Origin of the sequence: Rhizomicrobium electricum (assembly GCF_011762045.1) — a bacterium.
GTDB lineage: Bacteria > Pseudomonadota > Alphaproteobacteria > Micropepsales > Micropepsaceae > Rhizomicrobium > Rhizomicrobium electricum.
The window spans coordinates 223,759-242,463 of the sequence record NZ_JAASQS010000004.1 but is presented as its reverse complement, the minus strand read 5'-3'; the positions used below and the strand labels follow the sequence as shown (position 1 = coordinate 242,463).

The 18,705-nt window shown below is 61.8% G+C and carries 22 protein-coding genes and 1 other RNA gene; 7 read left to right on the top strand and 16 right to left on the bottom strand.

Annotation, left to right across the window (positions count from 1 at the left end):
* Window position 1: 1 nt before the first annotated feature.
* From mraY to FHS84_RS09210, 7 genes are read right to left on the bottom strand one after another with little or no spacing between them, the layout of a single operon-like run.
* A complete protein-coding gene (gene mraY / locus FHS84_RS09240; RefSeq protein ID WP_166933286.1) occupies window positions 2-1,093 on the bottom strand; it encodes a phospho-N-acetylmuramoyl-pentapeptide-transferase in 1,092 nt (363 codons plus the stop codon).
* A 3-nt stretch (window positions 1,094-1,096) separates the two neighbouring features.
* Entirely contained in the window at window positions 1,097-2,455 is a 1,359-nt protein-coding gene (locus FHS84_RS09235) for a UDP-N-acetylmuramoyl-tripeptide--D-alanyl-D-alanine ligase (RefSeq protein ID WP_166933283.1), read from the bottom strand.
* Window positions 2,452-3,918 carry a UDP-N-acetylmuramoyl-L-alanyl-D-glutamate--2,6-diaminopimelate ligase gene (locus FHS84_RS09230; protein WP_166933281.1) on the bottom strand — a complete coding sequence of 489 codons (1,467 nt, stop codon included), beginning with the start codon at window positions 3,916-3,918 and terminating at the stop codon, window positions 2,452-2,454. Before FHS84_RS09230 ends, FHS84_RS09235 begins: the two co-directional genes overlap by 4 nt.
* The gene (locus FHS84_RS09225; protein WP_166933277.1) at window positions 3,905-5,503 is read right to left on the bottom strand and encodes a peptidoglycan D,D-transpeptidase FtsI family protein; all 1,599 of its coding nucleotides are present in this window, start codon (window positions 5,501-5,503) and stop codon (window positions 3,905-3,907) included. The genes FHS84_RS09230 and FHS84_RS09225 overlap by 14 nt, the downstream gene beginning before the upstream one ends.
* Before the next feature lie 7 nt (window positions 5,504-5,510).
* Entirely contained in the window at window positions 5,511-5,882 is a 372-nt protein-coding gene (gene ftsL, locus FHS84_RS09220) for a cell division protein FtsL (protein WP_166933275.1), read from the bottom strand.
* A gap of 9 nt (window positions 5,883-5,891) precedes the next feature.
* Entirely contained in the window at window positions 5,892-6,812 is a 921-nt protein-coding gene (gene rsmH, locus FHS84_RS09215) for a 16S rRNA (cytosine(1402)-N(4))-methyltransferase RsmH (protein WP_166933273.1), read from the bottom strand.
* Complete coding sequence (locus tag FHS84_RS09210; protein WP_166933271.1) at window positions 6,809-7,339, bottom strand: division/cell wall cluster transcriptional repressor MraZ; 531 nt, start codon at window positions 7,337-7,339, stop codon at window positions 6,809-6,811. Before FHS84_RS09210 ends, rsmH begins: the two co-directional genes overlap by 4 nt.
* 331 nt (window positions 7,340-7,670) lie before the next feature.
* On the opposite strand from FHS84_RS09210, the gene FHS84_RS09205 reads away from it, so the two are divergent.
* Entirely contained in the window at window positions 7,671-8,129 is a 459-nt protein-coding gene (locus tag FHS84_RS09205; RefSeq protein ID WP_166933268.1) for an SAM-dependent methyltransferase, read from the top strand.
* A gap of 75 nt (window positions 8,130-8,204) precedes the next feature.
* Window positions 8,205-9,209, top strand: a complete 1,005-nt coding sequence (locus FHS84_RS09200; protein ID WP_166933264.1) for an SDH family Clp fold serine proteinase — start codon at window positions 8,205-8,207, stop codon at window positions 9,207-9,209.
* A gap of 6 nt (window positions 9,210-9,215) precedes the next feature.
* On the opposite strand, the gene hemG is transcribed toward FHS84_RS09200, so the two are convergent.
* The 5 genes from hemG to FHS84_RS09175 form a co-directional block, all read right to left on the bottom strand.
* Window positions 9,216-9,770: a menaquinone-dependent protoporphyrinogen IX dehydrogenase gene (gene hemG / locus FHS84_RS09195; protein ID WP_166933260.1), complete on the bottom strand. Its 555-nt coding sequence runs from the start codon at window positions 9,768-9,770 to the stop codon at window positions 9,216-9,218.
* 356 nt (window positions 9,771-10,126) lie between these two features.
* Window positions 10,127-10,529, bottom strand: an RNA gene (gene rnpB, locus FHS84_RS09190) — RNase P RNA component class A.
* 43 nt (window positions 10,530-10,572) lie between these two features.
* Window positions 10,573-11,103 (bottom strand): hypothetical protein, encoded by a 531-nt coding sequence (locus FHS84_RS09185; protein ID WP_166933258.1) that lies wholly within the window; start codon window positions 11,101-11,103, stop codon window positions 10,573-10,575.
* A gap of 21 nt (window positions 11,104-11,124) precedes the next feature.
* On the bottom strand, window positions 11,125-11,394 hold the full coding sequence (locus tag FHS84_RS09180; protein WP_166933256.1) for a hypothetical protein: 270 nt from the start codon (window positions 11,392-11,394) through the stop codon (window positions 11,125-11,127).
* A gap of 195 nt (window positions 11,395-11,589) precedes the next feature.
* The gene (locus tag FHS84_RS09175) at window positions 11,590-12,258 is read right to left on the bottom strand and encodes an N-acetylmuramoyl-L-alanine amidase (protein WP_166933253.1); all 669 of its coding nucleotides are present in this window, start codon (window positions 12,256-12,258) and stop codon (window positions 11,590-11,592) included.
* Window positions 12,259-12,294: 36 nt separating this feature from the next.
* Here FHS84_RS09175 and bla point away from each other — a divergent pair, with 36 nt between their 5' ends.
* Window positions 12,295-13,113, top strand: a complete 819-nt coding sequence (bla, locus tag FHS84_RS09170; RefSeq protein ID WP_166933250.1) for a class A beta-lactamase — start codon at window positions 12,295-12,297, stop codon at window positions 13,111-13,113.
* Between the two features lie 3 nt (window positions 13,114-13,116).
* On the opposite strand, the gene FHS84_RS09165 is transcribed toward bla, so the two are convergent.
* Window positions 13,117-13,428, bottom strand: a complete 312-nt coding sequence (locus FHS84_RS09165; protein ID WP_208393778.1) for a ribbon-helix-helix protein, CopG family — start codon at window positions 13,426-13,428, stop codon at window positions 13,117-13,119.
* 11 nt (window positions 13,429-13,439) lie between these two features.
* Window positions 13,440-13,754, bottom strand: coding sequence for a hypothetical protein (locus tag FHS84_RS09160; RefSeq protein WP_166933248.1), 315 nt, complete (start codon window positions 13,752-13,754; stop codon window positions 13,440-13,442).
* Window positions 13,755-13,929: 175 nt separating this feature from the next.
* Here FHS84_RS09160 and FHS84_RS09155 point away from each other — a divergent pair, with 175 nt between their 5' ends.
* Both FHS84_RS09155 and FHS84_RS09150 read left to right on the top strand, forming a co-directional pair.
* Window positions 13,930-14,112, top strand: a complete 183-nt coding sequence (locus FHS84_RS09155; RefSeq protein WP_166933246.1) for a hypothetical protein — start codon at window positions 13,930-13,932, stop codon at window positions 14,110-14,112.
* Window positions 14,113-14,357: 245 nt separating this feature from the next.
* Complete coding sequence (locus tag FHS84_RS09150) at window positions 14,358-14,876, top strand: DUF4410 domain-containing protein (RefSeq protein WP_166933243.1); 519 nt, start codon at window positions 14,358-14,360, stop codon at window positions 14,874-14,876.
* Between the two features lie 36 nt (window positions 14,877-14,912).
* Here the strand turns inward: FHS84_RS09150 and FHS84_RS09145 are convergent, their stop codons facing one another.
* Window positions 14,913-15,632 carry a TerB family tellurite resistance protein gene (locus FHS84_RS09145; protein ID WP_166933240.1) on the bottom strand — a complete coding sequence of 240 codons (720 nt, stop codon included), beginning with the start codon at window positions 15,630-15,632 and terminating at the stop codon, window positions 14,913-14,915.
* Between the two features lie 55 nt (window positions 15,633-15,687).
* On the opposite strand from FHS84_RS09145, the gene FHS84_RS09140 reads away from it, so the two are divergent.
* Window positions 15,688-16,362 (top strand): SDR family oxidoreductase, encoded by a 675-nt coding sequence (locus FHS84_RS09140; RefSeq protein WP_166933237.1) that lies wholly within the window; start codon window positions 15,688-15,690, stop codon window positions 16,360-16,362.
* Here FHS84_RS09140 and FHS84_RS09135 read toward each other — a convergent pair whose 3' ends face one another.
* The gene (locus FHS84_RS09135; RefSeq protein ID WP_166933234.1) at window positions 16,363-17,085 is read right to left on the bottom strand and encodes a YwaF family protein; all 723 of its coding nucleotides are present in this window, start codon (window positions 17,083-17,085) and stop codon (window positions 16,363-16,365) included.
* Between the two features lie 237 nt (window positions 17,086-17,322).
* Here FHS84_RS09135 and FHS84_RS09130 point away from each other — a divergent pair, with 237 nt between their 5' ends.
* Entirely contained in the window at window positions 17,323-18,654 is a 1,332-nt protein-coding gene (locus FHS84_RS09130) for an MFS transporter (RefSeq protein WP_166933231.1), read from the top strand.
* Window positions 18,655-18,705 lie beyond the last annotated feature (51 nt).

Here is an 18,705-nt window from a genome sequence, read left to right as displayed (position 1 = left end):
ATCACCTCAACTTCAGCGTCGACAGGCCGATCAGCGCCAGCACCACAGCAATGATCCAAAACCGGATCACGATGGTGGGCTCACGCCAGCCGAGCTGTTCGAAATGATGATGGATGGGGGCCATGCGGAACACCCGCTTGCCCGTCAGCTTGAACGAAATCACCTGCACGATCACCGACACGGTTTCGAGCACGAACAGGCCGCCGATCACCGCCAGCACGATCTCGTGCTTGACCGACACCGCGACCGCACCGAGCGCACCGCCCAGCGGCAAAGACCCGGTATCGCCCATGAAAACCGAAGCCGGCGGGGCGTTGTACCAGAGGAAGCCGAGGCCGCCGCCGATCAGCGCCGCCAGGAATACCGCGAGTTCGCCGGTATCGCGGACGTAAACGAGCTGCAGGTAGCTCGCGAACTTCTCGTTACCGACGCAATAGGCGATCAGGATAAAGGCTGCCGCTGCAATCATCACCGGCATGATGGCGAGGCCATCGAGACCGTCGGTGAAGTTCACCGCATTGGCGAAACCGGTGATCCAGAAGCCGCCGACCACAATGAAGCCGAGGCCGAGATAGAGCACAACGTTCTTGAAAAACGGCACCGCAAACACGCCGCTGAGACCCTCGGGCTCGGCCTGCATAATGAAGAATGTGGCGAGGAAGCCGACGCCGAATTCCACCAGCAACCGGAGTTTGCCGCTGATGCCGTCGCTCGAGCGCTTGGTGATCTTCATGTAATCGTCGGCAAAACCGAGCGCGCCGTAAGCCACCGTTACGAACAGTACCGTCCAGACGTAGGGGTTGGTCAGGTCGGCCCAGAGCAGGGTCGAACACACCACAGAGATGAGAATGAGAAGGCCGCCCATCGTCGGCGTACCCTTCTTCTCGACGATATGGCGCTGCGGACCGTCTTCGCGGATCGGCTGGCCCTTGCCCTGCTTCACCTTCAGCCAGCGGATCAGGCCGGGACCGATCCAGAACGCGATGAACAGCGCCGTCAGTACCGCGCCGCCGGAGCGGAACGTCAAGTACTTGAACAGGCGCAGGAACGCGAGCTGGTCGGCGTGCGGAAGATAGAAAAGGAAATGGAACATCGCTCAGCCCCCAGCCCTTGCCTTGATGGCCTCGATCACGGCGCCCATGCGACTGCCGTTCGAGCCCTTCACCAGCACCGTATCGCCGGCCTTCACCGCGGCGGCCACGAGCGGCGCTAGCTCCTTCGAATTGACGGCGTAACCATGGCGGCGATCCGCGGGCAGCGCGTCGTAAAGCGACCGCATCAGCGCCCCACACAGGAAAACGAGATCGGCGGACGCCAGATGCGACGCGATACCGGCGTGCAGCGCCGGACCCTCCGGCCCCATCTCCAGCATGTCGCCGAGAACGGCAATCTTGCGCCCCGGTGCCTTGGCGAGCAGCGCCAGCGCCGCCGCCATCGAAGCCGGATTGGCGTTGTAGCTTTCGTCGATGATCTCGACGCCGTGCGCGTGGATGCGCTCGCCGCGCCCCTTGAGCGCTGCAAAATCCTTGAGCGCAGCGGCTGCCGTCACGACGTCGCCGCCAGCCACGCCAACCGTGGTCAAAGCCGCGAGAGCGTTAGCGGCAATGTGCTTGCCGGGAGCGCCGATCACCGCATCGACAGCCTTGCCCAGAATCTCGGCCCGGATGCGAACGCCTTCCGCGGTCTCTTCATAGTGAGTGAGGCGGCCGTCGGCACAGGCCGCGGAACCGAACGTGAGAATGTTGGTCACGCCGAGTTGCTTGGCGCGAGTCCGCAGGCGCTCGCAATACGGACTATCCACCGGCAGCAGCGCCGGCCCGCCCAGCAGCAAGCCCTCGAAGATTTCCGATTTGGCATCGGCAATGGCATCACAGTTGCCGAAGAATTCGAGATGCGCCGGCGCAATGGTGGTGATGACCGCGATGTGCGGCTTGGCGAGCGGCACCAGACCGCGGATCTCGCCGAAATGGTTCATGCCGATCTCGAACACCGCAAATGCGGCATCGCGCGGCAGCGAGGCGACTGAGAACGGCACGCCCCAATGATTGTTGAAGGATGCCCCCGAGACATGGGTCTTGCCGAGCGCGCCGAACGCGAGCTTCAGCATTTCCTTGGTCGTCGTCTTGCCAGCGCTACCGGTGACGGCAACCACCTTGGCAATCGAACGGGCGCGGGCAGCACGGGCAAGATCTTCCAGCGCGCGCTGGGTGTGCGCCACTGTCAGAACCGGCCCCGCAGCATCGACGGGCTTGTGCACCAGCGCGGCGGCGGCCTTGTTCTCGAACGCGGAGGCAATGAAATCGTGGCCGTCCTTGTTTTCGCCTTTGACCGCGAGATACAGCGAACCGGCCGTCGCCTTGCGCGAATCCAGCACCAGGTTTTTCACTTCGAACGGCGCCGAGGCCTTGCCGAGCGTGGCGCGTTCGATCTCGTCCGAAGTCCACAACGCGCTCATCGGTTCCACTCCCGCCCGCCAAGCTTCACTGCCGCTTTAACCGCTTCGTCGCGGTCGCTGAACGGATGCACCGTCGCACCGACGATCTGCCCGCTCTCGTGCCCCTTGCCCGCGATCACCAGAATGTCGCCCGCCCCAAGCTCGGCGATGGCCGTGCGGATCGCATCGGCGCGATCGCCAATCTCGGTCGCATCGGGGCAACCGGCGAGAATTTCCTGGCGGATCTGGGCCGCATCTTCGGTCCGCGGATTGTCGTCGGTGACGATGACGTGATCGGCGAGCCGCATCGCGATCGCGCCCATCTGCGGTCGCTTGGCTTTATCGCGATCGCCGCCGCAGCCAAAGACCGCTACCAGCTTCCGCGCTGCGTGAGGCCGCAGCGCTGCCAACACGTTTTCCAGCGCATCGGGCGTATGGGCATAGTCGACGAACACCGGCGCACCGGATGCCGCGACCGCTACTTTTTCCAACCGCCCCGGCGCACCTTTCAGATGCTCCAATGCGGCGAACACGCCGTCTGCCGGCTCGCCGAGGCCGAGAGCGAGACCGGCCGCCACCAGCGCATTAGACGCCTGAAACCCGCCCGCCAGCGGCAGCGCCACCGCATAATTCTTGCCGGCGTAAACGATATCGAGCGTCTGGCCATCGAGTGTCGGCTTGCGGCCGGCCAGTTTCAGTCCGCCGCCATGAACACCGACAGTGATCAGCTTCAGCCCGCGTTCGGCCGCGGCCGCGATGAAGGCTTCGGAGTGTTCGACATCGGCATTGACCACCGCCGCCGCGCCATCGCGCGCCAAGTCACGGAACAGACGCAGCTTGGCATTGAGATAATGCTCGATGGTGGGGTGATAATCGCGATGATCGGGCGTCAGGTTGGTGAAACCCACCGCCGCGATATCGGCACCGTCGAGGCGATATTGGTCGAGACCGTGGCTGGAGGCTTCGAGCGCCAGGTGATCGATCCCATCCGCCTTGGCTTCCGCCAGAATCTTCTGAACTTCGATTGGTCCCGGCGTGGTGTTGTTGAGCTTGATGGTGCGCTCCGGCGTCACGACGCCGATGGTGCCCATACTGGCGGCACGCTTGCCAAGCGCCGTCCAAATCTCGCGCAGGAACACCGTGATCGAGGTCTTGCCGTTGGTGCCGGTCACGGCCGCGATCGTTGCCGGCTGGGCGCCGTAAAATGCCGCCGCAAACGCGGCCAGAGCCGCGCGTGGATTTTCGGCAGGAATGAAGTCCACACCGGCCGCATTCACCGCACCGGCGATCTCAGGTCTGCCGAGCACCGCGACGGCGCCGCGCGCCACCGCATCCCCAACAAAGCTTGCGCCATCCCCCTTGGTACCGGGAATGGCGGCGAACATAAAACCGGCCTTGACCTCGCGGCTGTCACTGGCGAGCCCGGCGAACGTCTTCGCCCGCGCCAAATCCATTGCCGCCAACACCTTCTTACCCGCTACCATTATGGTTCTCTTTGGCGAGCGTTATCGGATTGATCGGAACCCCGAGCAAGGGAGCAATGCGCGCAATCACATGGCCGGCCATCGGCGCCGCGGTGTAACCGGCGAGCGCAAAACCATAGGTCGCCTTGGTTCCGTGCGGCTCGTCGAGCACAACAAAAACGAGATAGCGCGGATCCTCGACCGGGAAGGTGGCACAGAACGACGTCACCAGTTTGTGGGCCTGGTAACCATGACGGCCCGGCTTTTCCGCCGATCCAGTCTTGCCGCCGACGTCATAGCCTGGAACGTCGGCCTTTTTTCCGGTGCCGTCGGTGACGATGTAGCGCAGAAGCTGGCGCATGGTGGCACTGGTTTCCGGCGACACCACCTGATCGCCCCGTGAATCCACCGGATTTTTGAGGAAGGTTGGCTGAATCCTCCGCCCGCCGTTGACGACGGACGCGGCAGCTGCGGCGAAACTGAGAGGGCTGACGGAGACACCGTGACCGAAACCGATCGTCGCCGTTTCGACGATCCCCCAATTCGAGGGATAGAGCGGGCGCGCCCGCTCCGGCAGTTCGCTGCGCACCGGCTTCAACAACCCGAGATTGGTGAGGAATTCCCGCTGACGGATGGCACCCGAACGCAGCGCGATCTGGGCCGTTCCGATGTTGGACGACTGCGCCAACACATCGCGCGCCGACAAATAGGCCGGCATGTGCTCGGCTTCGTGTATGGTGTACTTGCCGAGCTTGAAGCCATTGCCGATGGGAATGGATTCATCCAGCCGCACCTTGTGGTCGTCGACCGCCAGGGCGAAGGCGAAAATCTTGAACACCGATCCCAGCTCGTAGACGTCCTGCACCATGATGTTGCGGCCGGAATCGCCCTCGGCGAAATCGCGTGCGTTGGGATCGAAGTCCGGTAGCGATACGAGTGCCAGCACCTCGCCCGTCTTGACGTCCATGACGAGACCGCCGGCGGCACGGGCGCGGAATTCGGCCATGGCGGCGGCGGCGGCATCGCGAAGAATGAACTGCACCCGGTTATCGATGGAGGTGACGATCGGGCCTTTGCCGCTGCGGATACGCGGTTCGAGGCCGAGTTCGAGTCCCGACACACCCTTGCCGTCAAGGTCAGTGACGCCGACCACCTGCGCCGTGGCGCGACCGAAAGGATAGTCGCGCTTGGAATTCGACAGGTATTCGAGGCCGGGCAGCTTCAGCCTGTCGACTTTGGCGCGAACCTCGGGAACGACGCGGCGAGCGATCAAGGCGGACGGGTACTTGTCGTTCAGCACCATTGTCACGCGGCTGAGATCGGCACCGGTCGCTGCAGACAGCGCGACGGCAGCGGCGCGCTTATCCTTCAAAAGGCGCGGACGGGCATAAAGATCGTCGGCCGGCTGATCGCGGGCGATCAAGTCGCCGTTGCGATCGAAAATATCGGCGCGTGCGGTGAAAACGGATTGAGCCTTGCGCGCAGCCGGCCGGTCGCTGAACGCCGTAACATCAACAAGACGCGCCCCCACCCCGAGGAACGCGACGAACGCGAACGCCGCCCCTAACAGGATTCTCCGCTGATAGACGGTGGGCTGCGCCGCCATGGATTCATCACATTCCGCTGCGCATTGCGGCCTTGACGACCGGCATCGGCTGGGTCTCGGCTTCCGCGCTGGCGGAACGCACCTCTTCGTTGTTGAGCGCGTCGCTGCGGCGCGGCAGATCGCGCACCGAGGCGAGCTGCACCGACGGCGCATTCTGCATGCCGAGCTGAGCCTCGGCGAGTTTCTGGATCACCGCCGGATTGGCGACCCGCTGCCACTCGAGCTCGAGGACGCGAATGTCCTTCTTCTCCGCCTGAATCTGCTTGTCGGTGCGGGTCAGCTCCTGACGGGCGATGCGGGTCTGCTCGGAGACGTGGTAGTTGGCGATGCACGCAAACCCCATCAGTCCAACGCAGAACGTACTCACGACACGGATCATGGCACTCTCCTAAGCGGCCAGGCGTTCGGCCGCACGCAACTTCGCGGAACGGGCACGGGGATTGGCATGAATCTCCGCCTCGCCGGGTGTGAGCGGCTTCGAAGAGACGAGGCGGTACTGCGGCTTGTTGGTTTTGGCGGTCTGCGGAGCATGACGCGAAGGCTGCGGTGTCTCCTTGCCCCGCTCGGTGAGGAACCGCTTGACGATGCGGTCTTCGAGACTGTGGAACGACACCACGGCCAGACGCCCTTGCGGCGCCAGGATTTCGGTCGCGGCTTCGAGAGCGCGCGAGAGTTCGCCGAGTTCGTCGTTCACATGGATACGAAGGGCCTGGAACGTGCGCGTCGCCGGATGGATCGGCAGACGCTGTGCCGCCGGACCCAGCACGTCGGCGACGAGATCCGCCAATTCCAGCGTGCGGGACAACGGCCGCGCCTTGACGATGGCGCGGGCAATACGGCGGGCCTGACGCTCTTCGCCGTAGCGCACCAAAACGTCGGCAATCTCGCGCTCGTCGGCGGTGTTGAGGAAATCGGCCGCGCTCATGCCTTCGGCCGCCATGCGCATATCGAGCGGGCCGTCGGCGCGGAACGAAAAGCCGCGGTCCGGCTCATCGAACTGAAACGACGACACGCCGAGATCGAGCACCACGCCGTTGGTGGCGGCCTCGCCGCTCTCGGCGAGCAGGCTGTCCATGTCGGAGAAGGCGCCATGCATCAGGGTAAGGCGGCCGGGATAAGCGGCAACCAACGCCTGACCGCGGGCAATAGCTTCCGGATCGCGGTCGATGCCGAGAACGCGGCAATCGCAGGCTTCGAGGATGGCGCGGGAATAGCCGCCGCCGCCGAAGGTGCCGTCAACGTAATGGCCGCCGTCGTGCAAGTTCAGAGAGGCGAGCACTTCGGCGAGCATAACCGGGACATGGCTCATGGCGTGCCCTCGGTTGTCGGCGCTGCCGGAGCAGCAGGAGCCGCCGCCGCCTGCATCGCCGCACGGGCCGCAAGCTCCTGGGCGGAGCGAGCCGCACGTTCGGCACGCGCATTGGCAAGACGCCGCGCCTTCACGGGCGCAAACGTATCCGGATTCCAGATCTCGAATTTGATGCCCATGCCGACGAAGACGACCTTGTCCTTGAGGCCGGCCGCCTGGATCAGCTCATCGGGCAAGCGCACCCGGCCGTTCTCGTCGATCGGCAATTGGCTGCTGTACGAGACCAGGTGCGCATAGGTCTCGTAATCCTCCGAATAGACCGGATCCATCGTCTCGAGCCGCTTGAGCTCGGCACTCATCAGCTCGCCGCCGAAGCCAATCAGGCTGTCGCCGTCGAGCGAAGGGCAAACATAGACGCCGGTAGTTTCCTGGGCAGTCAGAACCTGCCGCCAAGGTGCGGGAATGCAAACCCGCCCCTTCGCGTCGAGCGTACCAGCAAACGTCGTAATGAAACGCTGGTTGGACAAAGGTTCCGCCCCATAGACCCTGGGGCGACCGGCACCTTGCCGACATTACGGGTTTCCGACCCCGTACGCTCCATGGGATCGTATGGGTTTACATGGGCCAGACTGGGAAGTCAACGAAAAACCTAGGAAATTGAGGGACTTGGAACAGCCTTGGAATCAAGTGGTAGACATTGCGACTCTAGCTTTAGCGAATCCTGGAACAAACCGTAGACGAGTTAAGCGGCCACTAAGAAAAGTAAACGAACCCTTAATACGGGTGGAACGGTGAGCCCGTAATGGTTAACAGATCCCTAACAGGACTGGAGAAACAGACTTCGCCTCGGAGGTGTCGATGCCAATCCTCATGAATCCGGTCGGGTATGTCCGGTCCACCCGCACCACGCCGGACGACGACGGCTGGGGGGCAATACCCGCACACATAGAACTGGACCCCGACCAATTCGGTCCCGATGCTCTTTTGGGCCTTGCCGATTTCTCGCACGTCGAGGTGCTGTTTCATTTCCATGCGACCGAAGCCGCGCCGGAAACCGGCGCCCGGCGTCCTCGCGGTAATCCCGACTGGCCGCGCGTCGGCATCTTCGCTCAGCGCGCCAAGGACCGCCCCAACCGCATCGGAGCCACGCTCTGCCGGATTCTCTCCGTGCACGGAACGACGCTGAAAGTCGCCGGATTGGATGCCATCCACGGCACGCCGGTGCTCGATATAAAACCGGTTATGAAGGACTTTCTCCCCCGCGACGAGGTTCACGAGCCGGAATGGGCGAAGGAACTGATGCGCCACTATTGGTAAGAACGTAAGGGACACTGCGCACTTGTGAGCAGGCGGGGCCCGCCCGATCATCGCGGCTTCAGACAAGAGGCCGAGATGACCGACCAGACCCCCATTTTGAAGCGCCCGCCGGTATTGTTCGAAAAGACACAGAACGTCATTGAGCGGCTGGAATCCCGTCTCGGCGAGCCGCTGATCACCTACTGGAACTCGTCCAACGGCTCGATCTGTTCCAACGACGTGATCGGCCTTTACGGCGTCCTCAAGAGCATTGGCCCGGTGCCGCGGCTGTCGCTGTTCATCAAATCGACCGGCGGCTTCGGCGAGGCCAGCCTGCGCATGGTTCATCTTCTGCGCCAGTTCGTCGATCAACTGACCGTGCTGGTGCCGCTCGAATGCGAAAGCGCCGCCACCATGCTGGCGCTGGGCGCCGACAAGATCCTAATGGGCCCCTTGGCGCAGCTTTCGGCGGTCGATACCTCCCTGACTCACGATCTGTCGCCGATCGACCGCGACAACGATCGCGTCAAGGTCAGCCAGGACGAACTTTCGCGCGTGGTCCGGCTGTGGCGCGAACAATCCGGCAAGGAAAGCGATAATCCGTATGGCGAACTCTATCGCCACGTCCATCCGCTGGTGATCGGCGCCGTGGACCGGGCGAGCGCCCTGTCGACCCGGCTTTGCGTCGACATCCTGTCCTATCATTTGAAGGACAGGAAGCGCGCCGAGGAAATCTCCAACACCTTGAATGCGAGTTTCCCATCGCACTCCTATCCCATCACCATTCGCGAAGCCGAGCGCATCGGCCTCAACGTGCGGCCGCTGGCCGACGGCGTGAATGCGGACCTCTTGGAACTCAACGAGATCTATTCCGAGATGGGTCAGAACGCCTCGACCGATTTCGACGAGCGCAACAGCCACGACCTGTCGATCCTCAACATCATCGAAGGCAAGAGCGTGCAGGTCTTCTTCCAGCGCGACAAGGACTGGCATTATCGCGCCGAGGAACGCCGCTGGGTGTCGCTCAACGACAATTCGACCTGGAAGAAAGCCGAAATCGTCGACGGCAAGGTCGGCGTCTCGGTGTTCCATATGCGCTAAGGTCGACTAGGCCTCGGTCGGCGCCTGCACGCGCTCGACGATCTTGTCGGCGAACGCGTCGACGCCGTTCCAGTCGGTATATTCGACCTCAGCGGTCGGATCGGTCACTCCGCCGGTCAGCGTCATGATGAACTGGATCGCAAGCCGGTCGAACAGACTGTAACGCGGATAAACCAAGCGTCCCGCGATCGCGATCGCGAGATCGGGCGATAGCCGGCGCCGTTTGATCCATTTGCGCAGGTAGGGATTGGTTTCGGGCGTGCACTTCTCCGGCTTGCGCGCCGTCAGATTCACCGAAGCGAGCGCCAACGGCGGCTTCGCATCGAGCTTCGTGTAGACATCGAGCAAGGCCTCAGCCTCGCGCAAATGATGTCCGTAACGGATCGCCGCGATGAGAATCATGTACGGGAGCGGCACCAGCGCTTGCCGCGAAAGCGGGCCAGCGGCATCGACGGGCTCGGCCGCGATCCCGGCTGCCGTCAGTCGCGCTGCAATGCGCTCGGCAATGCGGCGGGTATGGCCGTCACGAGACGCGTAGAAAACCGGAAGGGAAGAGGACATGGAGAGCAAAGATGCGAATGAGGGTAGACCCGACACTGCCACCACCGGGCCGCTTCCTCAATCGCCAAAAAACCAGAGGGCCGAACGCCCCAGCGAACGGCCCTCGAGAACACCCCATCGATTGAAGTAGAGCCAAAACAATATCAGCGCTGAAGGTTGCCGCCAAGACAATTCTAAATGGATCATAAGAACAAATCGCAATTATGCAGGGCAGCACTCAAGCCAAACCCCATCGATCGAACAGATTTCGGCGACATAAGTCCCAGAAGCCAAATCGGAAATAGCCACTTTCGCGAGGTGCTACGGGCTCCCGGAAGTCGCCTGAATTGCATTCGCAAATCAGGGTGAAGAGTAAAAGCGCCAGATGGCCTGTAAGCCGGGTTCTGTCCGCCACCGTCGCCGAAGCTCTGGTAACGGGATGACCATTCCTCTGGGACGACAGTTGCCTGCCGCCTCGCGCGACCTACCCGGACGGCTATCCGGAAACGGATTACGTGCCGTCCCTATTTGGTCTTGCTCCCGGTGGGGCTTGCCATGCCGTTCCCGTTGCCGGGACCGCGGTGCGCTCTTACCGCACCATTTCACCCTTGCCCGGCGCGAACGCCGTCGGCGGTTTGATTTCTGTGGCGCTATCCCTGGGGTTGCCCCCGGCGGATGTTATCCGTCACCGTGTTTCCGTGGAGCCCGGACTTTCCTCTTGCACCTCGCGCTTTGCGTTCGCACGCAGTTACGAAGCCAAGCGGCCATCCGGCCATCTGACGCAGGACGAGTATAGAGGGGCGTTACGGCCGAAGCCAGCCGCTTAAGCGCGGGCAATCCTCGCGAAGGAGGGCATCCACAGCGCCAGCTTCCTGGCCACCGCAATACGGCTGTGCTCGTCGAGGTAGCCGCGCTCGAGCCCATCCATATCGATTTCGTTGGAACCGACCGGCAACACGATCTTGGTCGATACATATTTGCGGGTGAGATCGACCTCGGCAAAGTGCTTGTCCGGCTCCGGACGAATATCCACTTCGACGTGCCACGGCAAAATAGCGAGCGCTTTCTGGGCTACTCTATCCACGCCATCGAACAACGGGCAGAACAACAACGTTTGCGTTTGCGCCAGCATTTCATCGGTGGAAATGATCACGCCGTATTCGATCTTGCCGACCAGCCCCATGCCTTCCAGCACCGGCTCACCGATCTTGACGACCTTCCACGTCATACGCATGTCGCGCTTGGGCGCGCTGAGCCTGCGCGAACCCGCGCCAAACCAGAAAAACATTATGTAGACCCCACCAAGTGCCACAACCGTCGCCAACGCGAGCCCGGTTACAATCCACTGCACCATCGCCCCGCCCCCCGTTGTTTCTCAAAGCCTCTGGAACACGCTCGAGGATTTCTTCTCCTTCTTCCCTTCTTTTTTCGGGGCGAGCGTAATCACCAGCAGCGAGGGTTGCGCCGACTGCACAATGATCGGCGCATTCGATCCGGACGTCAGAACATAACCGCCGCCGCCCGGCACTTGCATCGGAACTCCCGCGGGACCGGCAGACTGCGTGGCTATGGGCGCGCCAGCCATCGATACCGGGGTGACTTGCACGTCATACTCCGGAATCAGGTCTTTATCCTCTTTGGGCATAAAGCGACCCTCCCCACGATTACGGCGTTAATTTTAACACATTCTTTACGAAAGAAAGAAGGCGCTCCCGGCAAAATTGCGCGTAACCGAAGTGCGCCAACGTTAACCTTGCACCATCGTAAGGCGGCCGGCCTAAGCCCGGAAAAGGCAGCGCAACGATCTTGCGGGCAACCTAAGCGTCCGGGAATCCAGGCCTTATGCCGCCACCAGCCCTGCCAGGATGGCGGTACACTCGGCATCCGCTACGCCATCGACAAGGGCCGGACGGAAGTGGCGCTGAAACGCGGCAGTGACGCACTCAAGCGAAGCCGGGACATCCGGAGAAACGCCGTAGCCGAACGCGGCCAGTGCTTGCGCAAAATCGCCCTCCAACTTGCCTGGTGAGGGCCAAAGACCGATGCCGCTCTTCGCCAGCGCCCGCCATGGAAATAACTCGCCGGGATCGGTTTTGCGGTCGGGCGCTACGTCGGAATGGCCAAGAACATGGCGCGCCGGAATCGGATGTCGCTCGAGAATACCGCGACTGAGTTCGATCAAGGCTTCGATCTGAGCGGTAGGAAACGGTCGATAGCCCCATTCATGTCCAGGATTGACCAATTCGACACCGATCGAGCGGCCATTGACGTTCTTCTCGCCAGCCCAGTACGAAACGCCGGCATGCCAAGCACGCCGTTCCTCCCGAACCAAGCGATACACCGTGCCGTCTTCGTCGATCATGTAATGAGCCGAAACCTTCGCGTCGGGATCGCACATCCGTTCCAGCGCAGATTCGCCGGTCGGCATCCCGGTGTAGTGCAGGATCAGCATGTCGACGCCGCCGGGGCGCGCATCGTGGTTGGGTGAAGGACGCTCGACGAGTCGCATAGGAACGATTTAACCTCAGATCATGGAGAAGAACCAATGCTGACACGACGTGCGGTTATGACAGGTGTGGCAGCCGTGGTGGCGTCACCGGCGCGAGCCGAAGACAGCCTCGGCCAGCTCGATACGGGCGGCCGTCTAGGTGTTTCCGTACTCGACACCGGCAGCGGCAAAAGGTTGCGTCATCGCGCGACCGAACGGTTTGCCATGTGCTCGACATTCAAGCTCCTGCTCGCCGCGGCAGTGCTGAAGCGCATCGACACGGGTAAAGAAGATGCCAGCCGTGTGATCGCCTACAGCAAAGCCGATCATCTCGTTTGGTCGCCGGTAACGGAAAAGCACACAGCCCTTCCCGTAACGGACCTAGTCGACGCCATTGTGCAGGTCAGCGACAACACGGCGGCCAACCTGCTTCTAGACACCATCGGTGGACCAGCGGGATGGACGGCGTTTGTCCGTGGGTTCGGCGACAAGACCAGCCGGCTCGACCGCACCGAACTGACGCTCAACAACGCCGATCCCGGCGATCCGCGCGACACCACCACGCCCGACGCCATGCTGGAGAATTTGCAGAAAGTGCTACTTGGCGATGTGCTCACGCCCGCCTCGCGGCAGCATCTGATCGACACGATGGCCCGAAGTATTACCCGTATCAAACGACTGAAGGCCGGGTTGCCGAAGGACTGGCGAATTGCCGATAAGACCGGCACGGGTAAGCATGATACCTATAATGACGTCGCCATTATCTACCCTCCGGGGCGGGCGCCGATCCTGGCGTGTGCCTACTACACGGAGGCGACGCGGCCCGATCCGGAAAACACTCTTGCCGAAGTGGGCCGCGCCATCGCTGCGATGTAGAGGTCAAACGAAAATCTTGTAAGCCACCGTTTCGCCGTCGGCGCGCTTCAACGAAAACTCGGCGCCCTTTTCGTGTTCGTCGACCAGTGCCTCGAACAGGCGCAGGGCGTTACGGATGACTTCGGCATAAGACGCCGCTTCGGTGCGGTCCTTGAGCCGCTGCAGCCGCTCCATTGCCTGCGGCGGCAGTTCGAGCTGCACCCGCGTGGTGGCGCGGGCAGGTTCGACGCCCGACGCTTCCATGGCATCGGCGGCGGCACGCATGGCCTCGGCCGTCATGCCGCGGAAGCGGCGGCGCATGTGATCGTGATGCATGGCGCCCTCCATTAATCGCGACGGCTCAAACCGGCAATCAAGGCCGCCAGGCCGAGAACGGCCAGTCCGCCGACAATCAGATGATGCAAATGGTGTTCGCGGAATTCGTGGATCGCTTCCACGCCTTCGCGTTCGTTGAGGCGATCCCGGAAGGCGCGCCGGCGCGCATGCCATTCCTGATGCATTTGATGGCGGAAACGCCGCCAAGCCTCTTTCCGCCCATGGTGGCGGTGGTGGCAGGTGCCGAGATCCTCCACGTCGGGCTCGGGCTTGTTGTTTTCGTCGACCGGGAAGTCTTCCCCAACGCCGACACCGATTTTGCTCATGAAATCTCCTTGCTTGAGGCCGGAGCCATTTCCGGCGTTCTATTGATGTGAATATCATCAATAAATCATCAATCGTCAAGCGTCTTCCGAAAAGCACCTTCAACCATTTGTAATAACTGAGAAAACCGCTGCAACGAGGCTTCTGAAAACTGCCTAGATGTGCCAAAACGCCGGCATGAGCGAGCAACCCAATCCCGTCGAGGTCGGACGCAAGGCCAATGAGCTGGCAGCCGAATTCGGTCTGGCCGCCTATCGCGAAGCGATGAAGCGGGCTGAAACGGAGTTGGCGCAAAAAGAATTTTGGGAAGCAGTGGCGTCTGAACTCAGCCCGCACTGCTCCGTGAAACGTCGGCGATAAGCCGATCAATCGACCGAGATCGATGGCGTTGCGACGGGCGATGCCCCTCTTCCGGAGCCGCCCGCCCCCAGACCACCTCACATCAGATATACCATCGGACATCGCTGACGAGGTCGGCCCACCGGTTATGAGACGATTTGCAGCGAGCCCTGCGGCCGGCCCGCATATCCGTAATCCCCCATCGCGCGGTATGTTCCGGCCGGTTTCACCTGATGCGGATGACGCATCTCACCTTTGGGGGGCAAATGAAAATCACGCATTTCGCGGGGACCGTGGTCCTCGCACTGTTGCTCGGCGCCTGCGCTACTAGTTCGACCAAGCCGACCGTTTTGCAGGCTATGAGTGCCGAGCAGGTTCAGACCCTGAAACTGAAGACGATAACAGCAACGGCCGCACCCGGCGTCGTCATGACGGCTAGTGATTTCGAACGCATAGTGATGAAGGTGAAAAACGAGCTCAGCGCCACAACGCCTGGCATCCTCATCGATCCGACCAGCCCCGAAGCGGCGGCAGCCAGCGAGATGAAGCTCAATTTCACGCAGTACGACGCTGGCAGCGCTTTTGCTCGTGCGATGCTGATCGGCCTTGGCCAGATTCACGTCGACGCTGATATCCAGATCCTCGACCCGAGCGGCGCTACAACTGGAAAATACCAGGTTTCGAAGGATTTCGCGCTTGGCGGTGTCGCTGGCGCATCCACCTCCATTCAAGACGTGGAAGACGGCTTTGCCAAATCGGTCGCAGAGATCGTCAAGAAGAATTAGGCAGCTATCGCTGGGCCCGCGCAGAATTGTGCGGGCTCAGTTGCTTCCGCGTTCTCTGCAGATCTTGTCGTAGGCGCCGTTGATCGCAGCCAGTTTGTCATTGGCGATTCTCACGAACTCTTCCGGCACGCCGCGCGCGATCAGGCTGTCGGGATGGTTCTCGCGCACAAGACGGTAATAGGTCCGCTTGATCTCGTCGGTGTTCGCCTCGTACTCGACACCGAGAACCACATAGGGATCGGCGGCATCGGGTGCAAAATGCGAGGCACGGATGCGCCGGAATTCGCCCGGCGACAAGCCGAAGATGTCCGCCACACGTTCGAGGAATCGCTCCTCGTCGGGATGCAGTACCCCGTCGGCGGCGGCGATTTCGAACAGACCGTCGAGGATGTCTTCAAATACGGCGGGCTGGGCGGCATACATCCGGGCGATCTGAACCGCGTAGGCTTCGTAGCCGGCCGTATCCTGCCGTGCGAGATCGAAGAAGCGGCGTACGGTCGCCTGCTCCTCCGGCGGAACCCGGAAGACGCGATCGAACGCTTCGATCTCCGCTTCGGTGACGACTCCGTCGGCCTTCGCCATCTTGGCCGCCAATCCGATCATCGCGATGGTAAAAGCGACCCCCGGATCGGCTCCGTCGATCTCCGCCGCGCGATCGAACAGATAATGACCCGCGACAAAGCCGAGGGCCGCTCCCACCGGACCGCCGAACAAAAGCCCGGCCGCTCCAACGCCGATTTTTCCCCAGATGGACATGAGCCCAAGCTAAACGGCAAACTGGCGACAATTACAACTGAACCCAAGGTAAGACATGACGACCGTGCTGATTACCGGGGCCAATCGCGGACTTGGGCTGGAATTCGCCCGCCAGTACCAGACCGAGGACGTCGATGTAATCGCCTGCTGCCGCCATCCGGCGCAGGCCGATTCGCTGCAGCAACTCGGCGTCAAGGTGATGGAACTCGATGTTGCCGATCCGGCCAGCGTCGCCACGCTGGCCGCGACACTGAACGGTGTCGGCATCGATATCCTGGTCAGTAATGCCGGAATCTGGGGGCCGCGCGCACAGGGCGCCGACACCTGCGATCCCGACGCGGTCACGGAAACCTTGCGGGTGAACGCCGTAGCGCCCTTTCGGCTGGCGCGCACGTTCAAACCCAATCTGCTGGCGGGCCGCGACCGGAAATTGGCCGTGCTGACCTCGAAGATGGGATCGATTTCCGATTCTTCCGGCGGCGAGATTGCCTATCGCGCCTCGAAGGCGGCCCTCAACATGATCATGCATGCCGTCGCCAAGGAGTGGGCGCGCGAAGGCCTCCTTGTCGGCATCTTCCATCCCGGATGGGTCAAAACCGACATGGGCGGCCCCCATGCGCCGCTCGACGCCAAGACATCCGTGACCGGCTTGCGGACGCGCATCGCGGAACTCTCGCCGCGGACGAGCGGGCGCTTCCTCGATTATTCCGGCAAGGAAATCGGCTGGTAGTTACGCCCTCTTGCGTTTGAGCCACACCACTGCGTCGGCGACTGCGAAAGGCAAATAACAGATCAGAACAGCGATCAGCGCCAACGCCACCACGACCGGGATGTACCAAGGCCAGACCGGCATCAGATCGTAGAGCGACGCGTGGCCCGGCTTGGCGCGCAGGAAGCCGTAATTCACCTTGAGAACCCAGTCGGCAATTCCTGCGACCGCCATGTAGATCAGCGACCAGCCGATCACGCGCGGAATCGAACGCTGATAAACGCGCATGCCGCGGCCGAGCGTCAGGAACAGGACACCGGCAATGATCCCGCCATGGAAGGTCGAGAACTCGATGAAGCGGAAGGCGGGAAAATCGTCGGGGATGTCGGGCGTGACGATGCCTTGAACGGTACCAGCCATGGCCCAGAACCAAGCGAGTTCGTACGCCTTCTGGTTGCCGGTGATGAGCGCAACCACCGTGGCGATGGCTGCCCAACTGCAAAGATCGAGCGGCAGCGCGTTACCGAGATCGATCCAGCCCTGCCGGGTGAAGACGACGTACCAAGCGATCCAGGCACCGACAATGGCGGCAACAAACGACCACGAGATCGCCCGCGACAATGTGACGGACCGAGTCAGTTTCACCAGCGCCGACAGCACCAGTGGCACAACGACAATCAATCCCAGCACAATCTGGTGCGATGGTCCGAAAACGACGAACGGTGCCGCCTCTTCCCCCGTCATAGCTCCTCCTTGTCCACCGGTGTCAACTCCGCCATAATGCCCCTATCCAGGCCGGAACCGGAACCCGGATGATGCCAAGATTCGCGCTGCATCCAATGCCTTCCCACTCTCGACCGGGGAGCGGCAATGGCACATTCGTTACCGGTAACAGACTGTGCTATCCAATTTAGTGACCGGCGTCAGAACCGGTAACCCGAACCTCACGGCGGCGACACCGCCATCCAGGGAGATCATACGATGAGTCAAACCGACCTTGGCGGAAACAAAGCGGGGCCGGTCGCGGTAAAAGCGACAGGTTGGTACCGCTGGGTGGCATGTGCGCTGATCTTTTTCGCCACCAGCCTTCTTTACGTCGATCGCCTGACGCTCGGTTACCTGAAGACGACGCTGCAGGAAACATACGGCTGGAGCGAAACCGACTACGCCGGCATCGTGCAGTTCTTCATGGCCGCCTATGCCGTCGGCTTCCTGGTGTTCGGCCAACTGATTGACAAGTTCGGCGCCAAGCGCGGTTATATGATCGCAGTCGGCGTCTGGACTTTCGCGCATATCGCCTGCGCCGTTGTCGGCTTCCTGCCGCCTACCTTGATCCTGATCAGCTTCACGGTCAGCTACACCGTTCTCGGTTTTGGCCAAGGCGGCAATTTCCCGGCGGCACTCAAAACCGTGGCCGAGTGGTTCCCGCAACGCGAACGGTCGTTCGCCATCGGCATCTTCAATGCCGGTACTAATCTCGGCGCCATCCTGACGCCACTGATAGTCCCCTTCGTGCTGGTGCTTTATGGCTGGCAATGGGCCATCGTCGCCACTGCCGGTCTGTCGATCATGTGGCTGTTTTTCTGGATCCCATTATTTTCGAAGCCCGCAGAGAGCAAATTCGTTTCCAAGCAGGAGCTCGCTTACATCGAAAGCGATCCCTTCGTGCCGGTGAAGCAGCTGCCGTGGCTGAAGGTCCTGTTTAAGAAGGAAACCTGGGCCTATGGCCTCGGCAAGTTCCTCACCGATCCGGTGTGGTTCCTCTATTCCTTCTGGCTGCCCTACTACTTCCAGACGACCTATCATGTGGAAATCACGGGCACCGCGCTGCCGGTCATCATCATCTTCCTGGTGTCGGACGTCGGTTCGGTGTTCGGCGGCTGGATGAGTTCCGCGATGATCAAAGCCGGCCTCACCGTCAACAAGGCACGCAAGTTCTCGATGCTAATCTGCGCCGCCGCGGTCTTGCCGATGGCCGTGTTCAGCCAGCTCGTTACCGACATGTGGGCCTGGGTCGCGATCATCGGCATCGCCGCTGCCGCACACCAAGCCTTCTCGGCCAACCTGATGACGCTCACTTCAGACTTGATGCCGAAGCAGGCCGTCGGCCGCTGCTCGGGCATCGGCGGCACTATGGGCGCCATCGGCGGCATCATCATGGCCGCGGGCGTCGGCCGGGCGCTGGCACATACCGGTGGGTTCACCCTGATCTTCGTCATCGCCGGCGTGATCTACCTGATCGGCCTGCTGGTCGTGCATCTGATCTCGCCGCGCCTCAAGCCGGCGAACTTCGACGACTGCAAACTGGCATAAAGGTGCGTTTGTTCCCGTAAGGGAATGCGCTTGTACGATTGCGATTTTGAA

Coding starts and splice junctions, on each gene's coding strand:
- mraY (WP_166933286.1), bottom strand. CDS start 1,093: ATGTTCCATTTCCTTTTCTATCTTCCGCACGCCGACCAGCTCGCGTTC.
- FHS84_RS09235 (WP_166933283.1), bottom strand. CDS start 2,455: ATGAGCGCGTTGTGGACTTCGGACGAGATCGAACGCGCCACGCTCGGC.
- FHS84_RS09230 (WP_166933281.1), bottom strand. CDS start 3,918: ATGGTAGCGGGTAAGAAGGTGTTGGCGGCAATGGATTTGGCGCGGGCG.
- FHS84_RS09225 (WP_166933277.1), bottom strand. CDS start 5,503: ATGGCGGCGCAGCCCACCGTCTATCAGCGGAGAATCCTGTTAGGGGCG.
- ftsL (WP_166933275.1), bottom strand. CDS start 5,882: ATGATCCGTGTCGTGAGTACGTTCTGCGTTGGACTGATGGGGTTTGCG.
- rsmH (WP_166933273.1), bottom strand. CDS start 6,812: ATGAGCCATGTCCCGGTTATGCTCGCCGAAGTGCTCGCCTCTCTGAAC.
- FHS84_RS09205 (WP_166933268.1), top strand. CDS start 7,671: ATGCCAATCCTCATGAATCCGGTCGGGTATGTCCGGTCCACCCGCACC.
- FHS84_RS09200 (WP_166933264.1), top strand. CDS start 8,205: ATGACCGACCAGACCCCCATTTTGAAGCGCCCGCCGGTATTGTTCGAA.
- hemG (WP_166933260.1), bottom strand. CDS start 9,770: ATGTCCTCTTCCCTTCCGGTTTTCTACGCGTCTCGTGACGGCCATACC.
- FHS84_RS09185 (WP_166933258.1), bottom strand. CDS start 11,103: ATGGTGCAGTGGATTGTAACCGGGCTCGCGTTGGCGACGGTTGTGGCA.
- FHS84_RS09180 (WP_166933256.1), bottom strand. CDS start 11,394: ATGCCCAAAGAGGATAAAGACCTGATTCCGGAGTATGACGTGCAAGTC.
- FHS84_RS09175 (WP_166933253.1), bottom strand. CDS start 12,258: ATGCGACTCGTCGAGCGTCCTTCACCCAACCACGATGCGCGCCCCGGC.
- bla (WP_166933250.1), top strand. CDS start 12,295: ATGCTGACACGACGTGCGGTTATGACAGGTGTGGCAGCCGTGGTGGCG.
- FHS84_RS09165 (WP_208393778.1), bottom strand. CDS start 13,428: ATGCATCACGATCACATGCGCCGCCGCTTCCGCGGCATGACGGCCGAG.
- FHS84_RS09160 (WP_166933248.1), bottom strand. CDS start 13,754: ATGAGCAAAATCGGTGTCGGCGTTGGGGAAGACTTCCCGGTCGACGAA.
- FHS84_RS09155 (WP_166933246.1), top strand. CDS start 13,930: ATGAGCGAGCAACCCAATCCCGTCGAGGTCGGACGCAAGGCCAATGAG.
- FHS84_RS09150 (WP_166933243.1), top strand. CDS start 14,358: ATGAAAATCACGCATTTCGCGGGGACCGTGGTCCTCGCACTGTTGCTC.
- FHS84_RS09145 (WP_166933240.1), bottom strand. CDS start 15,632: ATGTCCATCTGGGGAAAAATCGGCGTTGGAGCGGCCGGGCTTTTGTTC.
- FHS84_RS09140 (WP_166933237.1), top strand. CDS start 15,688: ATGACGACCGTGCTGATTACCGGGGCCAATCGCGGACTTGGGCTGGAA.
- FHS84_RS09135 (WP_166933234.1), bottom strand. CDS start 17,085: ATGACGGGGGAAGAGGCGGCACCGTTCGTCGTTTTCGGACCATCGCAC.
- FHS84_RS09130 (WP_166933231.1), top strand. CDS start 17,323: ATGAGTCAAACCGACCTTGGCGGAAACAAAGCGGGGCCGGTCGCGGTA.